Source organism: Psychrobacter sp. P2G3 (genome assembly GCF_001593285.1).
GTDB lineage: Bacteria > Pseudomonadota > Gammaproteobacteria > Pseudomonadales > Moraxellaceae > Psychrobacter.
Map to the genome: position 1 here is coordinate 1,398,747 of NZ_CP012529.1, position 20,012 is coordinate 1,418,758.

A 20,012-nucleotide genomic window follows, 5' to 3' on the forward strand; every position below is an offset into this window, starting at 1 on the left:
TTATATAGCTAGCCTCTGTTCTATCTATTCAAACTACAACCAGTAAAGGCATCCCTATGCGACATTCGTCTGATAGCTCATCCCGTAGCTTGAGTCCCAATCTAGCGGATAATAGCGTGATTTGCTTGATGGCACCAACCGCGAGCGGTAAGACTGCACTGGCTTATGAGTTGTACGATACAGGTCGTTATGAGCTAATCTCAGTAGATTCGGCTCTAATATATCGTGATATGAATATCGGTACAGCGAAGCCAACTGCTACTGAGCTGGCGCGCTATCCACATCATTTAGTTGATATTATTGATCCTATGCAGAGCTATAGTGTCGCTGAGTTCGTCAGCGATGTCGCCCGTTTGATTGATAGCTGTCACGAGAACGGCAAGATACCCTTACTAGTCGGCGGCACCATGATGTATTACATGGCGCTACTGGATGGGCTATCTCCAGTACCTGATAGCGATGATAGTGTTCGCGTACGCGTAGAGCAGTGGCGACAGGAAGAGGGCATTAGTGAGCTATATGACTATCTGGGTGAGGTTGATCCGATAAGTTATCAGCGTCTTAATGCCACTGATACTCAACGTATTACTCGCGCTATTGAGGTATATCTGCAAACAGACATTCCTATCAGTGAGTGGCAGCATAAGCCTAAGCAAGCATTGGCGCACAATCCCAATCAGCAGTGGCATGCATTAGCAGTGATGCCTGATCGCCCATGGTTACATGAGCGTATCGCACAGCGTTTAGATATCATGTGGAATGAGGGGCTAGTAACTGAAGTAGTTAGCTTGCTTGAGCAGTATCCACTGACACCAAATCTGCCTTCTATGCGCTGCGTTGGCTATCGTCAAGTATTAGAATACCTAGTACATACTAATCATCCAATATTTGAGCAACCGCATTTGGATAAAGCTCAGTTCAATGATGCCTTTGGTGAACCCGAAGAATTAGCCAATCAAAACATGAAACAGAATATCGCGTTTCAGTCGCAAGCACAGTCATCAATGCTTAATAGTCAGGCTGAAGCACTTGCTTGTTATCAAATGCAAAATAAGGCATTATATGCTACAAGGCAACTGGCAAAGCGTCAATACACTTGGCTTCGTAAGTTAACTCAATTACCGATTATCAATACTGATTCAACAGGTGATGATAAAAATAACAAAATCGTCATACCATCATTTACGACCATGGCGCAAGCTGGTGAATATCTACGTTGATTATTAATTAATACTAATCGTTGATACTATCTGAAAAACGGTACATGACATTAAGTACATATGCTATCAGTAGTAAACAACATTCTTTATAAGTTGATATCGACAATAAAAATAAATCACAATAAGTTTCAAAGTGTAGTCTAGATAGCTGTTATAATTTGGTAACCTACCATTTATAGGCAGGTTATGTTGACTATTGCTAATTGGTTGTTACATTAAAGTGTTTTTTTCTAATAAAAACTACCATAGAAACAACTGGTTACTTAATTATTTACAATAATCTGGCATTCAAGATAAAGTAGAATTACTCAAGAAAAATTAGTGCTTATTTAGATACGTTTTATTAGTAAAACTTATTATTGTATCTTCCTCTAACCATTATAATTAAACAAGCACTTATAATATAATTATATAATATTTAGGAGAGTTTTTATGTCAAAAGGACAAACATTACAAGATCCGTTCTTAAACTCACTACGTAAAGACCGCATTCCGGTGTCTATTTTTTTGGTCAACGGCATTAAATTGCAAGGCCAGATTGAATCATTTGACCAATATGTTGTTTTACTTAAGAATACTGTCAGTCAAATGGTTTATAAGCATGCTATCTCAACTGTAGTGCCAGCTCGTAATCCACGAGGCACGAGTACAACGGCGACTACAGGTAGTAGCATGCAGACTCAAGGTGCCGCTGGATATCAAGGTGGTAGTACCAGTAGCGGATTTGAGCGTGGTAGCACTGCAGGTGCAGCTAGCGGTTTTGAAGAACGCGGTTTTGCTTCTAATCGTAGCGGTTTTAATCGTGGTGGCTTTAGCCAAGGTCAAGATCGTGGGTTTGAACGTGGCGGTTTAGGTCAAGGTCAGGATCGCGGGTTTGAGCGTGGTGGTTTTGGTCAAGATCGTGGATTTGAAAATCCAGCAGAAAGCACTGACCCTGAAGATAAGCCGAATGATGATATTGATAACAATAACAACAATTAATCGAAGATACATATGAAGGCGCATCATATCGTTAGTAATCGCCTTTATTAATAAAAAAGACCTGCTATTGAGTGGGTCTTTTTTGTATAAACCAGATGAGTATTATACAAACCATAGCGATATTACTGCCACTATCGCTATTCTGTTATTAATCTAGCGCACCATTAAAATTTTCTAGGCTGTATTATTAATATTACTCCCAATATAGTAAAATACGTTATCCATTATAAGTATCGAGTCAAACCATGAGCAACTGCGCAAAAAACCTTACCCATGCCCAATTTATAACCACTGCTATTGATGCCATCAATACTGAGATGGCAGCACTGGCATTGTTAACGGAGCAAATAGACGATAGGTTTGCGCAAGCTTGTGATATTATTTTGGCTTGTAAGGGTCGAGTAGTCGTGACTGGTATGGGTAAGTCAGGACTGATTGGGCGCAAAATAGCAGCGACTTTCGCCTCGACTGGAACGCCAGCATTTTTTATGCATCCTGGCGAAGCAGGTCATGGCGATTTAGGAATGCTTGTAAAAGGCGATGTGCTACTGGCCATCTCTAACTCTGGTGAATCTGACGAGATTAAGACGTTATTGCCAGTCGTCAAAAGGCTGGGTATTCCGCTGATAAGTATTAGCCGAGATAAACGCGGTATGCTACCGCGCGCAGCTGACATTGTATTAACGCTTGGTAAATCACAAGAAGCTTGTCCGCTTAATCTAGCACCTACCTCTAGTACTACCGCCACTTTAGCGTTGGGAGATGCCTTAGCTGTCGCTTTAGTGCATGCACGCAACTTTACCTCAGAGGATTTTGCGTTATCGCATCCAGCAGGCGCACTTGGTCGTCAGCTACTAACGCGAGTAGAGGACTTGATGCACAGTAATGTAGAAAACCTGCCTCTCATCAATCAAAAAGCCCCATTGCAAGATGCGCTATTCATCATGTCTGCTGGTCGTTTGGGTATGACAGTGGTAGTTGATGATGAGAAAAAAGTCGTTGGTGTATTTACAGATGGGGATTTGCGCCGTGGTTTAGAAAAAGGTATCGATCTTGCTATCCCAATACATGATGTGATGAGTACTAATCCACGACAAGTGAGCAAAACAATGCGCGCATCAGATGCGTTAAGCGTAATGAACGAAAATGCGATTAGCCAGTTATTGGTGATAGATGAGCAAGAGCGTTTAGAGGCTATTATTACCGTACATGACTTGCTACAAGCAGGTGTAAAGTAATAACTTAAACTGAATAGATTTTACAATTGAATAAAAAACTTCATAAGAGATAAATTATGCAAGACTTAATCAAAAAAGCCGGACAAGTTAAGATGCTTGTGATGGATGTTGATGGTATCTTATCGAATGGTCAGATAATCTATGATGCTAATGGCATTGAGACCAAAGCATTCTCAGTGCAAGATGGCGTTGGGATTAAGTCTTTAGCACGTTATGGTATTTTAACCGCTATTATTACTGGTCGTAGTAGCCCTATGGTCAATAAGCGCGCCGCTGAGACGGGTGTTGACTATGTGGTACAAGGCCGTGACGATAAGCTTATCGCCTTAACAGAGCTGCTTTCGACATTAGATCCAGCATTAAATATTACCGCTGCCGATTGCGCTTATATGGGTGATGACTTACCTGATATTAAAGCCATGCAAACGGTTGGCTTTGCTGCGACAGTGCCTAATGCACATGCCGAAGTGATTAATCGCAGTGATATGGTGACTACGCGCGCAGGTGGTACAGGGGCGGTACGTGAAGTATGTGATCTTATTTTAAAAGGTCATGGACACTATCAAGACTTTATCGCGCACTATACGCTTGATGAAGTACAGGCGCAGGATAACTTGTCGTGAATACTCGTGTTTTAATTATTTTAGCGTTAATCATTGCTGGTATCGCTGGTTGGTTTTTTCAGCAACAAGGTAAGATTACGCCACCAGTAAATATAGAAGCTTCTGAGGTTGATTATGAGGCGACTGATATCAAAGCGGTACAAACCAATGAAGAAGGCGAGACGGAGTACGAGCTCAATGCTGACTCACTGACACATAATCCAGTGACCAATCAAGATGAGATGTCAGGTATTACCATGAATTGGGAGCCATCTGATGAGCAGCGTTATAAGATTCAAGCGGGCAGTGCTACTATTAATCAACAAACAGGAGAGCTGCGTTTATCTGGTGGCTTTACCTTGGTTAGTGAAGACAAAGCTGGTGTGGCATCAGATATTGAACCGATTAAAGTCACAGGTCAGACGCTCAAAGGTAATACTAAATCACGCCAAGTCTATAGCGATGAGTCAGTCAAGGTTGAGCAGGGTATGAATCGTTTTGAGGCTTCCAGTATGAAAGCCAATCTTGAGACTGGTGAATATGAATTTGGGCAAGTGGCTGTGACCTTTACGCCAGCTGAGCGTCAAGATAAAGCATTATTTTAATATCTTGTATAGTACGTATGATAGCCTCAGATAGTTTAAAATAGAGGGTAAAGGTACTCGCAATAAATTGTCTAACAAGTGACTCACTTATTACTACTCGGTATTCAACTTTATTAATTTAGTTTAGTTACCTAACGGCTTTTGCTTTTCTACTACTCATTACCTCCTAATTATAAAAGAGTAACTGCTTATGAAACCTAAATTTTTGCCTACCATTCGTTGCAATCAAGTGCCACAATTTTTACGTATTTTACCGATAACCATGATATTAGCATTACCGCTATATAGTCATGCGTTGCCATCAGATGCTAATCAATCCATCAAGTTATTGGCGGATAAAGCGACTTATAGCGAGCGTACTGGTGTCACCAGTTACTCTGGCAATGTCATTATTACTCAGGGTACACTAAAGCTTACTGCTGATGATATCACCGTAAATTTATCGCAGCAGCGCAGCATTAATTCGGCAGTGGCAACTGGACGTCCAGCGACGATGCAACAAGTCATTACTCAAGAAAAAGGACTGGCAAAAGGTCAAGCAAACAAGATTGATTACAATGCAGTGAGCGGTATTATTACCTTAACGGGTAATGCAAGACTGGTTCAAAATGGAGCTAGCTTTGCGGGTAATGTGATTCGTTATAGCCTAAAAGCTGGAGATGTTGAGGCCACAGCTGGTAATAGCCAGCGTGTTGAACTGGTACTTCCACCCAATAATAATACCAACCAAAGCGGTATACGCTAGAATGATTTTGTCAGTTTTTATAAGCGTCTAAATTTTGCATTAGTATGAGTATCGTATGAGTGATAGTAGCAGTTTTAATAGCAGTCTTGACAGTCAGAATACGTCTGTAATAAACAGTACGACTACGCCTGTAGTCGAGCGTCTGACGATGCAAAATTTAGGTAAGCGTTACGGCAAGCGCTGGGTAGTTAAAGATGTCTCATTCTCTGTCGAGCAAGGACAAGTCGTTGGCTTGCTAGGACCTAACGGTGCAGGTAAGACAACCAGCTTTTATATGGTAGTCGGTTTAGTCAATATGGATAAAGGCCGCGTTACCTTAAGCAAAATGGACTTGTCTAAGTATGCCATGCATGAGCGTGCTCGTGCTGGTATTGGTTACCTGCCACAAGAGGCTTCTATCTTTCGTAAGTTATCAATCGAAGATAATATCTTGGCTATTTTGCAAACTCGTAAAGAGTTATCAGCCGCTGAACAGCGACAAGAGCTTGAAAAATTAATCGGTGAGTTCCATTTGGAGCATGTACGTAAATCCCTAGGGATGAGTGTCTCAGGCGGTGAGCGTCGCCGTTGTGAGATTGCACGCGCTTTAGCAGCTGACCCTAAGTTTATCTTATTAGATGAGCCTTTTGCTGGGGTTGATCCTATCTCTGTTGGTGATATCAAAGACGTTATTTTGGCGTTAAAAAATCGCGGTATTGGCGTACTAATCACCGATCATAACGTTCGTGATACCTTAGCCATTTGTGATAAAGCTTATATTGTTTCAGAAGGTGCCATTATCGCTGAAGGCACATCGTGTGAAGTATTAGATAATGAGCTAGTAAAATCAGTCTATTTAGGTAAAGACTTTCAAGTATAGGTAATCCTGTGCGTAGCCGCTCATCTATAACTCATAAATAAGAACTATAGATGAGCGGTTAAAAATATTTGGGGCTGTCCTAGATAAGTAAAATAATCTAGGATAGTCATATGAGAAAGAGTAGATTAAGTTGGTACAAACAAACTAAGCTTATCGAACTATTTGTTGCCGGTTCTACCGCAAGAACAGCAGCAAGCTTAGTGGGTGTTAATAAAACAACAGCCAGCTATTACTTTCACAGGCTAAGACTACTGATTTATGAAAATAGTCAGGAACCTGGCCTTCTAGAAGGCGAAATAGAAGTTGATGAGAGCTACTTTGGCGGCAGACGCAAAGGCAAACGTGGTCGCGGTGCTGGTAACAAAGTTCCTGTTTTTGGACTGCTTAAGCGCAATGGTAGCGTCTATGCTTGTATCATCCCTAATGCCAGAGCTGATACCTTAATCCCTATTATAAGAGAGAAAGTAAAGCCTGATAGTATCGTTTACACAGACTCCTTTAGAAGTTACAACGCACTTGATGTCAGTGAGTTTACCCATTACCGCATTAACCATTCAAAAGAGTTTGTACAAGACAGTAATCATATTAACGGAATAGAGAACTTTTGGAGTCAAGCAAAGCGTCATATGCGTAAATATAATGGCATCCCAAAAGAGCATTTCCATCTGTTTTTAAAGGAATGTGAGTGGCGTTTTAACTACAGTGATCCGAAACGTCAATTACGTCAGCTAAAACAATGGGTTAAAAAGGAACTGAACTAGTTATCTAGGACAGCCCCAAATATTTTTATAGTATTCGATACATCTTGAGTTTTTATTTACTAACCCAATTTAACTATTATAATTAATTCATCTAACTCTGCACTTTCACGTCTGCATTACCAACCTTCATTCTTTTTTATCGAAGCGGTTATTGGTTTATCATAATTTATGATGACTTATCCTATATAAATAAAACTATCTTAATCTCTCTTTATTTCGCAACCTAAACAGGGCGCATACACGATGGCAAAAAATAAAAGTAGCTATGTCTGTCAGCACTGCGGTGCACATTTTGGTAAATGGTCGGGACAGTGCTCTGATTGCGGCGAATGGAACAGTTTAATAGAAGCCCCAAATGTTAGTATGCCGCATCATAATAAAAATACCTCTAAACCCGCAGCCAATAGAGCAACGCCGCGTGGCGCAAATGGTGGTGCTCCAACAGGAAATTATTCAGGAACGCATAGTGCTGTCATGCCTCTTAATGCCGTTAGTGTAGGGTTAGACACACGTCTGCCAACAGGTATTAGCGAGTTTGACCGAGTATTAGGTGGTGGGTTGGTTGCCGGTTCGGTGGTACTGATAGGTGGTGATCCTGGTATTGGGAAATCTACTATTTTGCTGCAAACGGCGACCAATATGGCACGTGCAGATTCGTTAGCGGGTAGTGCGCTCTATGTAACTGGTGAAGAGTCGTTGGCACAGGTGGCGATGCGAGCCAAACGTTTAGATTTACCTGCTGATCGTTTGCGAGTTCTGGCTGAAACCAATGTAGAGACCATTTGCGCCGCACTAACTCAAGAGCAGCCTGCTATTGCAATTATTGATTCGATTCAGACCATTTATACGGATGCGATTAATTCAGCTCCTGGCGGTGTCAGCCAAATTCGAGAGTCGGCAGCTATTTTGACTCGCTATGCCAAACAGACTGGGACTGCTTTGTTTCTAGTGGGTCATGTGACCAAAGAAGGTACATTGGCAGGTCCAAGAGTACTTGAGCACATGGTGGACACAGTTTTATACTTTGAAGGACAGTCTGACTCACGATTTCGTATGATTCGTGCCGTCAAAAACCGCTTTGGCGCCGTTAATGAGCTGGGTATCTTTGGTATGACTGACATGGGTCTCAAAGAAGTCGCCAATCCATCGGCCATATTTTTGAGCCGCTATGATAAGCCAGTTGCTGGCTCAGTGGTTATGGTTAGCCGTGAGGGCACACGTCCACTATTGGTTGAGGTGCAAGCACTGGTTGATGACTCTCAAGGACAGCCAAGACGTATGGCTTTGGGGCTTGATTTTCAGCGTCTATCAATGCTGCTCGCGGTTATGCACCGTCATGGTGGTATTCACACTAGCGGACAAGACGTTTATGTCAACGTGGTTGGCGGGGTTAAAGTGATAGAGACGGGTTCGGATTTGGCAGTGCTATTAGCTTGTGCCTCTAGTATTAGAGAAAAGCCTTTGCCGTCATCATTGGCAGTATTCGGTGAGGTGGGCTTGTCGGGAGAGATTCGACCCGTACCGAACGGTCAAGAACGCCTAAAAGAGGCCATGAAACATGGATTTACTCATGCTATCATTCCTAAATCAAATGCACCTGCCAGTAACTCGCCGCAGTTCAAAGGTATTACTGTACACGCTGTAGAGCGTTTGGATGATGCTATAGAGATAGCCTTCGAGATTTAGTCTTCATCTGAGTAAAACTTTCTTAATAATAGCATCCATAAAAAAATTTCCAGACTCACTTGAGTTTGGAACTTTTTTACATTTTTAATATGCTTTATATATTTTGAATTGCTAGTTTTTCTAAGTCTGTAACTTTAATTGAGTATTTAAAACTATAACCTAAAAAACTATGGACCTGAAACACGTTCAATTGAAACGTTGCCAACACCTTTACTAGTGATGCCTAAACGTTTAGCTGCACCATAAGACAAATCTAGAACGCGATTACCATGGAATGGACCACGATCATTTACCTTTACTACTACGCTTTTGCCATTAGTTTTATTGGTTACTTTTACATAGCAGTTTAGTGGCAAAGAACGATGAGCAGCTGTCAGACCATTCATATCAAAAGTATCGCCACTGGCAGTTTTACGGCCATGGAACTTACGACCATACCAAGAGGCGAGACCAGTTTGTTTGAACTTGCTGACAGAATTAGAGGCCACAGCAGTCAGTCGCTCTAATACATCTTCATCATCAGTGACTTGACTAGTATCATTAGCCAATAGAGAGCTGTTAATAGCTAACGATGCTGGCTGACGTGCAGATTTTACTAAGCTTGAAGCATTATCATGTTGGCGAGTAAGCTCACCAAGTACACGATCAATATGGGAGGCGTTATCTTGAGACAAGGTCGCAAGGGATGTTTTTGCTTCTACGGCATTGGCATTAGATGCTATTGCAGAGCCAGCAAACAAACACACTGACATTGTAAGTAAACCAGATAGACGCTTATTCATAGATACCTCTATAACTTATATATTAAGACATAGTATCCAAAACCTAGGGTTGAGCACAACAGAATAAAGTAATTCTGATAACGCTACAGATCATGCATGCTCGTCATCTATGTAAGTACCATAGGATATGAGCAATGGCTGGATAAGTCTCAAAACATGGGTAATTTTCATTTCGCAAATTTTCAATGTAAAGCTACTAATTAAGAATTCAAAGTTTTACTATCTTATTTTGTTATGAATACGTTAACTTAAGTAGTGCCTTTGAAAAGCTAGATGCTCACTATACGGAGCAGCTACGACCGAAATATAATTGAATGCAAAGTTTATTAGCAACTCTGTACATGTTATGTATCAAAGAGTAGTAAAAAGAGAGTAACGCAAATTTTTGTAAAAAACAAGGATTAAAGTTTAATGATGATTGTTATTAATGACAAATGTATTAAAGATATAAACAGGTAACTTTCTACATATTTCTGTAACAATAACAGCGTCTTAGATAACATTGTTTTTTATGATAATAGTGTAATTTTTATAAGGAATATTTTTATTTACTAAATAAATATTTTTATAAATGTTTGTTTTTTGAATTGATGTTATTTATATCGGATACTCATAATACTTTTTAATATATGCTTCATTTTGAATATAAACAATCTAATATAAATTGTTATCTGTATTTTTACTTCTTTATATTTATAATTCTGGTTCTTTTAACCATTAGATTGCAATTTTTATAATCTTAAAGCCAATATTTATATAAGACATATTTTTTGAACCATAGTTAATTATTAATTCATACTCACACTATATTATTTAGCTTAAGTAAAAAATACTGCTACATAAGCTTATGAGCAGGGCGGAGTATGGTTTTGATATATTAGCTATCAGGACAATTTGACTAATCAGCTTTGTGAGTATGAATGGACATCAAAAGTCCAAACCCGCCCATTAAGGTTACAATTGCAGTACCACCGTAACTAACGAAAGGTAAGGGAACGCCAACAACAGGTAGAATGCCTCCAACCATGCCAACATTCACAAATACATAGACAAAAAACGACATCGCAATAGCACCTGCTAATAGGCGGCTATAGGTATCAGGGTGGGTAAAAGCAATATATAGTGCACGTATTAATAGGCAAGCATATATCAGCATAAGTAGTATCACACCGAATAGGCCAAATTCTTCTGAGAAAGCAGCAATGATAAAGTCAGTGTGACCTTCAGGCAAAAAGTGCAGTTGTGATTGTGTACCGTCTAGATAACCTTTACCTGATAGTCCTCCAGAACCGATGGCAGTTTTAGACTGAATAATATTCCAACCCGCTCCCTGTACGTCATCTTCAGGATTAAAAAGGGTTAACACTCGCGTACGCTGGTAATCGTGTAATAAAAAATACCATGCAAAGGTTACAAAGGGTATGGCTAACGCTAGCGCTGCTGAAATCATCCACCATGAAAGACCTGCCAAAAACAGGACAAAGAGCCCACTTGCTGCAACGAGTAGTGAAGTACCAAGATCTGGCTCTTTTGCGATCAGTATTACCGGTACAATGATAATGCCCAAAGTTATTATTACACTTGAAAATGATGGCGGTAGTTCACGTTTGGATAAGAACCATGCACACATCATTGGCATACCCAGTTTCATAAACTCTGATGGCTGTACGCTGCCAAAACCTGGCAAATTAATCCAGCGCTGTGCTCCCATCCTTACTTCGCCAATAATATCAACCAATACCAGTAGTATCAGTCCTAACACATAAAAAACAGGAGTAAAGGTGCGATAGATGCTAGGTGGCACTTGCGCCATAATAAACATGACTGTAAAAGCCACTCCATAGCTTACTATTTGTCGGACAACCATACTAACGTCTTGGGTTGAAGCACTATATAAGATAGTCAGGCCAATACAGCAAATCAGCAATAACAGTACAGTCAGCCATGGGTCTATATGAATACGCTGCCACAGCGTTCGTTCATGACGTTGGCCGAAATGATGGCTTTGGCGTGAAAAGCGATATTGTGGATTAGAAGACATAGGCAAAAGTGACTGTAATAAAAGGAAGTATATTAAAAGAGACAGTTTAAGAATGCTTTTTATTAACTATTATCATAAATCTGAACACTAACTATAAAAAAGCAATCAAAAATAAGGTATGGTAAATATAATAATTCTACTAAAAGTATCTTTGATGTAGCAAGATACCTAGTTTTAAGACATTATTATCGTATAGCTATCGTAGAAAATAACAACAATAGGGTGACTTGATAGTAATAGAGTAACGTGATTATAAAAAATGATAATGATAAATGTTAATAACAAAATTATTAGCTATTATCAGGGGCGATAGTTTAGCCTGCTTGCGTAAAATTTGATAGTATCGATAAAATATTTATTAGTGATAACTGCTCACATGACCCATGTAAATAATAGTATTCATAGGTTTTCCTATAAGCCTAAATGTAAACAGGCCAATTTTTCTATTTACCCGAAAGATATTTACCCTTCTATAAATCTGAAATTTCATATGACATCAATTATAAAACCTTTAGTTGCCTTTATCGTTTGTAGTAGCAGCGTTATTGGACATGCTGCTATTTTAAATGACAGTAGCGAGCGTCGTATTCAAGTGCGTCATGCTAGTGATAGCAGTAGTAATGCCTATATCGCCCCTGCTGCTAGCATTAATCATAAATCGCCTGTGTTAAGTGGTGATAGTATGCAAGGTTTGATTAACCAAAAACAACGCGAATATGAGTTTGATTCTAAGGTATCAATAGAAGAGAATAAACGTGTGAGTGTGAATACTCGCAGTCCAAATTATAGTACTTCTGACTTTAAACGTGTGACTTACAATCCTAAGTACAACACAGCCAGTAATACTTATAACAGTATGGTTGATATGGACTTCAATGGTTGGTTAAACAGCAACAGCTTTCGTGCTCAAGAAGTGGCAAATTTTCAACGTTATTTAAGCTCACAGATTGGTGCCCGAAACGTTCCACCACTTGAAGAGCTTCTTACTACTGCACGTAGCTGGGACAAGTGTGGTTATGAGCCTTATCAGCTGCCCCCACAAGAATTGTGGTCAAATATAGTACCTACTTTGCGGCTTTATAGTAATTTAAAGAACCAAGGTATCCTGCCTGCAAGTAGTAAAATACGTTCAGCATATCGTAGCCCAGGATTGAATGGTTGTGCGGGTGGTGCGAATAGCAGCAAACATATGACCGCAGGGGCAATAGATATTTGGGTGCCTGAATACGATGATAATTTTTGGCTACTGAGTAATTTGCAAGACGGTCTATGTCAATTTTGGCAATATCAAGGTCAGTCTCATAATTTTGGCTTAGGATTGTACTCAACGGGCGCAATACATCTAGATACGCAAGGTTATCGAAAGTGGGGTTTTAATCATGCCAGTAGTAGCTCCTCATGTCGCTATTAAATTTAAACAGCGCCATAATTTAAAAAACTAAGCCTAACTACTGGAGTCTTTGATATTGAGCTGATCAAATATGCTTAAGAGCGGTTGATAGATCCCATATAGCTATTTGGTTAGACCTATAAGTCATTAAAAACTAGTAATATTGTCCCAAACTATGTTCTAATAATCACAAATAATTGTCTACATTTTATACAAGTTCCTTGTTTCATAAACAAGGTTCAAGAGTTTGATACAAGCGGGATTTATGAAGGGTTTTCGGTCGATAATATCAGGCGCACGTAGGTTTAATTTGAGCAATACACTTAATTCTCAATCAAACACTTTACGTCTTATGTTGGTTGTTGTTGCTATCTTGTTGGTACTACTTAGCAACTCTTGTAGTCCGGAAATGCCTACGGATAGTCAAGCAGATGCATCACTGGCGCAGCAAAAACAGTTAGAAGTTGCCAATATTGAGGATAATATTACCAACTCGTATGCAAGGTTAGCTGCAAATCGTGCAGATATTTGTCCCAAACTATTGCAAAAAGACATGGGTAACAACGATATTAAGCGTGTTGCCGAAGTGATGGTTAATGACTATTGTGACTATTTTTTATATTTAGAGGCTGGACAGCGCATTGATGTCGATGTCGATAATAGACAAATAGAAGCCCTACTGATTGTGCCCACTATGCATAACTTCGCTAATGGCGAGTATCAAGTGGCATCCTATGATAAGCATGTAATCCGACTAGCCTATAATGGCGCTACATACAAGCCTGAACGCTTAAGCTACGACGTTGCGATAACAGTTACGGATTAAGTATCCGTAACCTTGTTTTCTTAACTTATATCAAAAGCGCCTGCTAAAAAATTACTCAGATTTGATCGTTTTGGTTTGCCAAGGATCGTCCTGTCCAACTGTCACAATCAAGAATTTATCTGGATTAAGAGTATCGCGCATAGTCTGATTCACTCCTGATAGTTTAACGTTTTCAATACGTGCCATATAATCCGTCAGATAATTATCTGGCAGTTGATAGAAGTTCATCATTCCCAGCAAACCATTAATTCCCGCATTACTTGCAAAGCTCATCGGAAAGCTATTCTTCATATTGTCCGTGGTTAGACGCATCTCATCATTGTTAATCCCGTTATCTAACGTATCATTAATGACCGTTAAGCTGGCATCAATAGCATCGCGAGCCTTGTCATTGCGGGTTGAAAAACCTATCTGGTAAGGGCCACGAGTTAGCATTGGACTCATAGAGCCTGATATACCATAGGTATAACCTAGATTTTGACGTATCTCAGTCATCAACCGCGCATTAAAATTACCGCCTGCTAATACCTCATTGCCAATAGCAAAATTGGTTTGTTGCTGTTGCGCTTGAGGGTCGGTAGCACGCTTATTACCTAGTTGTCCCATTAGTACTGTGGTTTGGCTGCTAGGAAAGGGGATGTGAATATTCTTTGCTTGGGTGAGTGGTTTTGGCTCGGGTAAAGCATTGGCGGCCTTGCCTATAGGTAAATTAGTAGTAATGTCTTCAGCGAGTTTTTTGGCTTGAGCGAGCGTCAAGTTGCCAGTCATTGCTAATGAAGCATTGGCAGCGACAAGGTAGCGATTTTGAAAGTCAGTTAGGTCTTTTTTCTCGATACTGGGTACTGTTTCAAGCGTACCTGACGAAGGATGGGCATAAGGATGGCTGCCATATAGAGCGTTATCAAAAGCCAGATTGGCAAGGCTATTAGGATCTTGTTTCTGCTGTTGCAGACCGACTAATAGACGTGCTTTGTTACGCGCTAAAATTGATTGATCAAAGTTGGACTGTGTCAGCATTTGCGTCATCAAATCGATGGCTGGTAGTAGATGAGCATCATCAGATAAGCTACGTAGCGAGACGATAAACATATCCTTATACGCACTACTATTTAAATCAATCCCTAATGTTTCAACCGCTCGCGTAAAGTCATCTTCGTTCAAGCTCTCAGTGCCTTGCGTGAGCATCGTAGCGGTCATATTAGCAATGCCAAAGCCATTCGCACGTATATTACCATCGCGTGCACTACCAGCATTAAAACGTAAATCAATATCTACGATAGGTAACGTGGTTGCTCGTACAAAAGATACGGGCACGCCGTCCGTCGTTTTAAAGTGTTCGATAGTTGGTACTGTTACTTGTAAAGGTTTAACGTTGTTAAGACTGGTAAGCTTAGCCAATGCTGCAATGGGCGCGTTTACATCGACCGCAGCAGCGGGCTCACGATATTCTTCAGCACCGACTGAGTCTGCATAAGCGGGAGCAATAAACGCTGTTAAGCCTAGTAGAATGCTAGCACTAAGATGAGACTTGCAAATAGATTGAGACCAGGTTGAGTCTGGATGTGGTAGCGTTCTTTTGATCATGAATATAAAAGTTTTCTGAGTCATATCTTTCTTCTTATAGATGTTCTTAAACTATAGGCTTCTTAGGAAAGAAGGATGGCGCAAAACTATAACGAACATTAGCAATTTATTCTAAGTACTAAGTTTTAAATACCGAATTTCAAGCATTGATTATTAATTGCTTGTTGGTGCCTTGCTTGTTTTAGTTTCATCTGTCTTTTGTTTAGGCGGTACGATATGCATCACGGTCAGATTATCGTTTACAAGATACTTTTTACTAGCAGCCTGAATATCAGCGATGCTCACACCATCAAGCTTGGCAGGTAAGCTTGCAAGCAATCTGTCATCCAGCCCTATAGATTGTAGCGAGCCTATCATCCGTGCTTGGCCTTCCATACTGTCTTGCGCATATACCAAACCTGTAACGGTATTGGTCTTAGCACGACTGATTTCATCAGCATTAATAGGATCAGTGGTAAGCTTATTGATTTCAGCTGTGATAGCTTCTTGTGCTTGGGTTAAGCTTACGCCTTCACGCGGCGTTGCTTGTATTAAAAACAGTCCATCACCGCGATCAAGTAAGTCGTAAGAAGTACCGACTGTGGTCAGCAAACCTTGCTCGCGTATGAGTCGACTCTCTAAACGCGCTGATAGACCACCATCTAACACATCTTGGGCAAGTGATAGCGCATAAGCTTGCTTTTCATTGTTCGCGCCAACAGTCGATAGGCTAGGGACGTTGTAACCCATCAACAATACAGGCACTTGTACCGCTTGCTCAGAGTCAACTTTTTGATAACCACGGAAGCCTTGCTGTTTGACCGCAGGGCGTGTGGGTAATTTGCTGGCAGGCAGATCACCGAAGTAGCGTTTGACTTGTGCTAAGACCTCTTTTGGCTCAACGTCACCGACGATAACTAAGGTTGCATTATTGGGTGCATACCAAGTCTTATACCAATCTTTTAATTCTGTCAGTTTAATGGATTCAAGCTCGCTCATTGGCCCGATGACAGATTCACCTTTAGGACTATCAGGTAAAGCCAACAGGCGAAACGACTCATAAGCTTTGGCAAGTGGATTGTCATCAGTACGTTGACGACGTTCCTCCATGACTACTTGATGCTCTTTAGTAAAAGCTTTTTCATCAAAAACTAAGTTTTTCATGCGATCCGCTTCTAATTCCAAAGCTAAAGCCATTCTATTAGCGGGAAAGAGCTCGTAGTAGCCAGTGTAATCGTAGCTGGTGAAAGCGTTATTAACGCCGCCAAACTTTGCAATCAAGCGCTCATAATCATCGCTTGAAACGTCAGCTGTCCCTTTAAACATCATATGTTCGAGCAAATGCGAGATGCCACCTTTATTTAACGGCTCATCCGCAGAGCCAACCCGATACCAGATCTGCGTCATCGCTACTGGCGCCCGATGATCTTCTTTGATAATTATCTTGAGCCCATTTTCTAACTGATATTCATGTCGACCTGACATATCGATAGTCAGATCCGAACTCATGGATGGCTTAGCAGTTACTGTGTCAGGCTCAGCTGTTTGTTTCAGACCACTGGTTTGACATGCAGTTAGAGTAGTGGCGAGTGCTAAGGCGCAGGCCATACGTAACGATATAATAGGTAATGGTGAAGACAAGGGCATGGTATGTTCTACTTATAAAAAATGACGACTTATCAAAGACGATGACTTATTAAAAACTATAAAATAATATTGTTGTCTTAAAGATAACAACCGCAAGCGCTATAAAGATTTATGTCCACCAACAATCACACTGGCTGTTGGTTTGAATTCTTGCGTCGTACTACAGCCTACGCTTAATAAGAGTGGTATGGAAATAACCATAGCGATTCCAATATTTATAACAAGTTTCAAATGAGAAACCGTTGGTACAGGTTTATAATTGGTTTTATGAGTTGGTATTATCGATGACATAAGTATTCCTGATTTTAGAAGACAGTTTTAGAAAAAGAGCTTTCTTAAGCTCACCTTTAGAGGTAAGACCACCAAATGTATAGATATGCTAATTGATGGCATACCATAGACTGGTAATGAAAATTATTACAAAATCTTTTTTAAGTCATTAATTAATTCAGCTGTTGGCTCTAGTGCTTGCAGAGTAGCACAACCTACAGTTGAAAAAGACAGGGCTGCTATAAGAAGCAACAGGCTGAGCGCATTAGCCTTTCTATAAATAAATTGCCTTTTAGGAATAGGCTTAATATCAGGTCTTATGCCGTTTGATGGATATTGTCGCTTTGGCAAGTATATATGCTTTAAAAAGCAAGTTTGTTTTAGAGGTGGCATGGCTATTCCTATTCATTGAATAAAAAGACCGAACGGCTAATTGATTGCTCAGAGCAGGCAAGTATTAAATAGACTGTAGCGAAATTTGACCTTACCAAAGTCAGATTTTTGTGTCTGAACCTTAACCAAGCTTTCTTACAAATCGGCTATTACTTTATCATTCGCTATCACGGACAGCGCTGAGCGACACTTGAATTATGCTAAACTAGCACAAAAACCAGCTTTCGTTTTAATGATATTAAATATAATGATATTCATTGCACAATAAATAAATTACTGACATTGATAACTTTTAGGGCAAGCTTATGAATAATCCGAATAATGCCAACCGTGTGGTCATCAATCTTGATGGCAGCCTTGATGATTTAGATGACGATGATATTACCTTACCGAGTCTACCGACGCAATCAGTCCCCATTATTGATGATTCTGGTGTCGATGAAGTTGAAACAGCAATTAAGGCTGATGAGCAAGGTAATGGTGTTAGTCATACAGCAAATACGGATGTATCAAGTGCAGATGCTGCAGAACAGATAGCTTTAGGTGCGCCAATCGTCATGCCTGCAGGACAGCATACGAGCGAAGATACAGTGGTGAGTAACGATAAGATCGACAATAAGACTAATCGTACTGCTGTACCAAAAATGCCGCTACAAGATCAGTGGAGCGACAATTCCAGCAATAAATCTCGAGCCGCTAACCCTCAATCTGGCAGTACTGGAAATATCAATCCTGACAGTGCAAGTCAAGCTAGCGTTTCTGAATCTAGCGTTCCTATGAGACAAGCTGTACCCAGTATGCCTCAAGACGAGCAAGAAAATGAAACCCAAGGTCGTCAAAAAGGCAGCTGGTTCAACCGCATGAAGTCAGGGCTGAGTAAGTCACGTAAGAATTTAGCGGAAGGTATGGTCAGTATTCTTATCGGTGGTAAAGAGATCGACGATGAGCTGTTAGAAGAAGTCGAAGATCAACTGTTGGTCGCTGACATTGGTGTAAACGCAACCAACCGCATTATTAAGAGTCTAACCGAGCAGACAGCACGTGGGGACTTAATCTATGCACATTCATTGTATAAAGCGTTGCAAAGTGAGTTGGTCGATATCTTAACGCCAAAAGTTGCGCCACTGGTCATCGACACCAGCAAAAAACCTTTTGTTATTTTAGTTGTAGGCGTTAATGGTGTTGGCAAAACGACGACTATTGGAAAACTTGCCAAACGTCTACAAGGTGAGGGCAAATCGGTCATGTTGGCTGCGGGTGATACGTTCCGTGCGGCCGCGACTGAGCAGCTGCAAATTTGGGGTGAGCGTAATAGTATTCCAGTCGTAGCGCAAGGTCACGGCTCAGACAGCGCCTCTGTTATCTTTGATGCCATGCAGTCTGCTAAGGCTAAAAATATCGATGTGTTAATTGCTGATACTGCTGGTCGCTTGCAGAATAAAACGCATCTAATGGCGGAGCTTGAAAAAGTCGTGCGCGTCATGCGTAAAGCCGATCCAAGCGCGCCGCATGAAGGTATGATTGTTCTGGATGCTGGTACAGGACAAAATGCTATCAATCAAGTTGAGCTATTTAATAAAGTCGTGCCTTTGACGGGTATTACTATTACCAAATTAGATGGTACTGCCAAAGGCGGGGTCGTGTTTAATATTGCTGAAACTACTGATGTGCCTATCCGCTACATTGGTGTTGGCGAGTCCATTGATGATCTACGTGCCTTTAGTCCTAAGCAGTTCGTTGCAGCATTGTTCGATACGGATGAAAGTTAAGATTTTTCATAAATTGAGTATTATTTCATTAGAGCTAAGTTGGAGGTAACTATGATAGTCACTACAACAAGTTTTGGTCAACATCGACTAATTTTAATGGCAAGCGCTAATGAGAATGATATTGCTCAGCTTGCTGAAGTTAATTGGCTATTAAAAGGCCAGTCATGGCGTCACTCTAAATCATTTACTAAGCTCAAAAAGCACTATAAGCTTAGCGAGGATGATTTTATATTTATAGATGAAGATGAATTAAATAGTAAAGATGCCTCTCAATCTTTACTATTAGCTGCCATCGGCCAGCTTAATGAGTATGCTGATGGTAGACGTGACGCTTTTGATTTGTCATTAGATATATCTTTAGGCACTGAGTTTCAGCAAAAAGTATGGCGAGCATTACAAGATATTGCGCATGGCGAAACGATAAGTTATGCAACGCTTGCTCAGCGTGTTGGTAACCCTAAAGGATTCCGAGCAGTGGCAAACGCTAACGGCAAAAACCCTTTTAGTATCGTTATTCCCTGTCATCGAGTGATTGCCAGCGATGGTAAGCTGGGTGGCTATACTGGCGGGCTGGACAAAAAAGAGTATTTATTAGCGCTTGAAGGTGTAAAGAATAAAACCTAGTTTAAGAGAT

General features: G+C 40.5%; 18 protein-coding genes. 13 read left to right on the plus strand and 5 right to left on the minus strand.

Annotated elements, in window-relative coordinates:
- The first annotated feature begins 56 nt into the window (after window positions 1-56).
- The 9 genes from miaA to radA all read left to right on the plus strand — a co-directional run bounded on the left by miaA (window position 57) and on the right by radA (window position 8,697).
- The gene (miaA, locus tag AK823_RS05865) at window positions 57-1,220 is read left to right on the plus strand and encodes a tRNA (adenosine(37)-N6)-dimethylallyltransferase MiaA (RefSeq protein ID WP_068327224.1); all 1,164 of its coding nucleotides are present in this window, start codon (window positions 57-59) and stop codon (window positions 1,218-1,220) included.
- Between the two features lie 432 nt (window positions 1,221-1,652).
- Window positions 1,653-2,201 carry an RNA chaperone Hfq gene (gene hfq / locus AK823_RS05870; RefSeq protein WP_068327226.1) on the plus strand — a complete coding sequence of 183 codons (549 nt, stop codon included), beginning with the start codon at window positions 1,653-1,655 and terminating at the stop codon, window positions 2,199-2,201.
- A gap of 245 nt (window positions 2,202-2,446) precedes the next feature.
- Window positions 2,447-3,439: a KpsF/GutQ family sugar-phosphate isomerase gene (locus AK823_RS05875; protein ID WP_068327229.1), complete on the plus strand. Its 993-nt coding sequence runs from the start codon at window positions 2,447-2,449 to the stop codon at window positions 3,437-3,439.
- A gap of 56 nt (window positions 3,440-3,495) precedes the next feature.
- The gene (locus AK823_RS05880; protein WP_068327232.1) at window positions 3,496-4,062 is read left to right on the plus strand and encodes an HAD hydrolase family protein; all 567 of its coding nucleotides are present in this window, start codon (window positions 3,496-3,498) and stop codon (window positions 4,060-4,062) included.
- Window positions 4,059-4,646, plus strand: a complete 588-nt coding sequence (gene lptC / locus AK823_RS05885; protein WP_068327235.1) for an LPS export ABC transporter periplasmic protein LptC — start codon at window positions 4,059-4,061, stop codon at window positions 4,644-4,646. Before AK823_RS05880 ends, lptC begins: the two co-directional genes overlap by 4 nt.
- Window positions 4,647-4,836: 190 nt before the next feature.
- Window positions 4,837-5,391, plus strand: coding sequence for a lipopolysaccharide transport periplasmic protein LptA (gene lptA, locus AK823_RS05890; protein ID WP_068327239.1), 555 nt, complete (start codon window positions 4,837-4,839; stop codon window positions 5,389-5,391).
- A gap of 148 nt (window positions 5,392-5,539) precedes the next feature.
- Complete coding sequence (gene lptB / locus AK823_RS05895; protein ID WP_203226599.1) at window positions 5,540-6,250, plus strand: LPS export ABC transporter ATP-binding protein; 711 nt, start codon at window positions 5,540-5,542, stop codon at window positions 6,248-6,250.
- A gap of 110 nt (window positions 6,251-6,360) precedes the next feature.
- Window positions 6,361-7,011 (plus strand): IS1595 family transposase, encoded by a 651-nt coding sequence (locus AK823_RS05900; RefSeq protein ID WP_068325289.1) that lies wholly within the window; start codon window positions 6,361-6,363, stop codon window positions 7,009-7,011.
- A 243-nt stretch (window positions 7,012-7,254) separates the two neighbouring features.
- Complete coding sequence (radA, locus tag AK823_RS05905; RefSeq protein ID WP_068035404.1) at window positions 7,255-8,697, plus strand: DNA repair protein RadA; 1,443 nt, start codon at window positions 7,255-7,257, stop codon at window positions 8,695-8,697.
- A gap of 167 nt (window positions 8,698-8,864) precedes the next feature.
- Here the strand turns inward: radA and AK823_RS05910 are convergent, their stop codons facing one another.
- The gene (locus tag AK823_RS05910) at window positions 8,865-9,479 is read right to left on the minus strand and encodes a septal ring lytic transglycosylase RlpA family protein (protein WP_068035406.1); all 615 of its coding nucleotides are present in this window, start codon (window positions 9,477-9,479) and stop codon (window positions 8,865-8,867) included.
- Window positions 9,480-10,377: 898 nt separating this feature from the next.
- The gene (gene rodA, locus AK823_RS05915; RefSeq protein ID WP_068327244.1) at window positions 10,378-11,520 is read right to left on the minus strand and encodes a rod shape-determining protein RodA; all 1,143 of its coding nucleotides are present in this window, start codon (window positions 11,518-11,520) and stop codon (window positions 10,378-10,380) included.
- Between the two features lie 490 nt (window positions 11,521-12,010).
- Here rodA and AK823_RS05920 point away from each other — a divergent pair, with 490 nt between their 5' ends.
- Window positions 12,011-12,931, plus strand: coding sequence for a D-Ala-D-Ala carboxypeptidase family metallohydrolase (locus tag AK823_RS05920; protein ID WP_068327247.1), 921 nt, complete (start codon window positions 12,011-12,013; stop codon window positions 12,929-12,931).
- 289 nt (window positions 12,932-13,220) lie between these two features.
- A complete protein-coding gene (locus AK823_RS05925; RefSeq protein ID WP_149031845.1) occupies window positions 13,221-13,736 on the plus strand; it encodes a hypothetical protein in 516 nt (171 codons plus the stop codon).
- A 51-nt stretch (window positions 13,737-13,787) separates the two neighbouring features.
- On the opposite strand, the gene AK823_RS05930 is transcribed toward AK823_RS05925, so the two are convergent.
- From AK823_RS05930 to AK823_RS05940, 3 genes are all read right to left on the minus strand, one after another.
- Complete coding sequence (locus AK823_RS05930) at window positions 13,788-15,344, minus strand: pitrilysin family protein (RefSeq protein ID WP_068327253.1); 1,557 nt, start codon at window positions 15,342-15,344, stop codon at window positions 13,788-13,790.
- 129 nt (window positions 15,345-15,473) lie between these two features.
- Window positions 15,474-16,946, minus strand: coding sequence for a pitrilysin family protein (locus AK823_RS05935; RefSeq protein ID WP_149031846.1), 1,473 nt, complete (start codon window positions 16,944-16,946; stop codon window positions 15,474-15,476).
- A gap of 417 nt (window positions 16,947-17,363) precedes the next feature.
- The gene (locus AK823_RS05940; protein WP_068327256.1) at window positions 17,364-17,609 is read right to left on the minus strand and encodes a hypothetical protein; all 246 of its coding nucleotides are present in this window, start codon (window positions 17,607-17,609) and stop codon (window positions 17,364-17,366) included.
- Window positions 17,610-18,406: 797 nt separating this feature from the next.
- Between AK823_RS05940 and ftsY the strand changes: the two genes are divergently transcribed.
- Complete coding sequence (gene ftsY, locus AK823_RS05945) at window positions 18,407-19,378, plus strand: signal recognition particle-docking protein FtsY (RefSeq protein ID WP_227514145.1); 972 nt, start codon at window positions 18,407-18,409, stop codon at window positions 19,376-19,378.
- Window positions 19,379-19,429: 51 nt separating this feature from the next.
- A complete protein-coding gene (locus tag AK823_RS05950; protein ID WP_068327262.1) occupies window positions 19,430-20,002 on the plus strand; it encodes a methylated-DNA--[protein]-cysteine S-methyltransferase in 573 nt (190 codons plus the stop codon).
- The last annotated feature ends 10 nt before the right edge of the window (window positions 20,003-20,012 follow it).

Excerpts from the sequence above, each read along its gene's own strand:
- AK823_RS05935 (WP_149031846.1), bottom strand. The coding sequence starts at position 16,946 with ATGCCCTTGTCTTCACCATTACCTATTATATCGTTACGTATGGCCTGC.
- miaA (WP_068327224.1), top strand. The coding sequence starts at position 57 with ATGCGACATTCGTCTGATAGCTCATCCCGTAGCTTGAGTCCCAATCTA.
- rodA (WP_068327244.1), bottom strand. The coding sequence starts at position 11,520 with ATGTCTTCTAATCCACAATATCGCTTTTCACGCCAAAGCCATCATTTC.
- hfq (WP_068327226.1), top strand. The coding sequence starts at position 1,653 with ATGTCAAAAGGACAAACATTACAAGATCCGTTCTTAAACTCACTACGT.
- AK823_RS05930 (WP_068327253.1), bottom strand. The coding sequence starts at position 15,344 with ATGACTCAGAAAACTTTTATATTCATGATCAAAAGAACGCTACCACAT.
- AK823_RS05940 (WP_068327256.1), bottom strand. The coding sequence starts at position 17,609 with ATGCCACCTCTAAAACAAACTTGCTTTTTAAAGCATATATACTTGCCA.
- AK823_RS05950 (WP_068327262.1), top strand. The coding sequence starts at position 19,430 with ATGATAGTCACTACAACAAGTTTTGGTCAACATCGACTAATTTTAATG.
- radA (WP_068035404.1), top strand. The coding sequence starts at position 7,255 with ATGGCAAAAAATAAAAGTAGCTATGTCTGTCAGCACTGCGGTGCACAT.
- AK823_RS05880 (WP_068327232.1), top strand. The coding sequence starts at position 3,496 with ATGCAAGACTTAATCAAAAAAGCCGGACAAGTTAAGATGCTTGTGATG.
- lptA (WP_068327239.1), top strand. The coding sequence starts at position 4,837 with ATGAAACCTAAATTTTTGCCTACCATTCGTTGCAATCAAGTGCCACAA.
- AK823_RS05920 (WP_068327247.1), top strand. The coding sequence starts at position 12,011 with ATGACATCAATTATAAAACCTTTAGTTGCCTTTATCGTTTGTAGTAGC.
- AK823_RS05875 (WP_068327229.1), top strand. The coding sequence starts at position 2,447 with ATGAGCAACTGCGCAAAAAACCTTACCCATGCCCAATTTATAACCACT.
- AK823_RS05910 (WP_068035406.1), bottom strand. The coding sequence starts at position 9,479 with ATGAATAAGCGTCTATCTGGTTTACTTACAATGTCAGTGTGTTTGTTT.
- AK823_RS05900 (WP_068325289.1), top strand. The coding sequence starts at position 6,361 with ATGAGAAAGAGTAGATTAAGTTGGTACAAACAAACTAAGCTTATCGAA.
- lptB (WP_203226599.1), top strand. The coding sequence starts at position 5,540 with ATGCAAAATTTAGGTAAGCGTTACGGCAAGCGCTGGGTAGTTAAAGAT.
- ftsY (WP_227514145.1), top strand. The coding sequence starts at position 18,407 with ATGCCTCAAGACGAGCAAGAAAATGAAACCCAAGGTCGTCAAAAAGGC.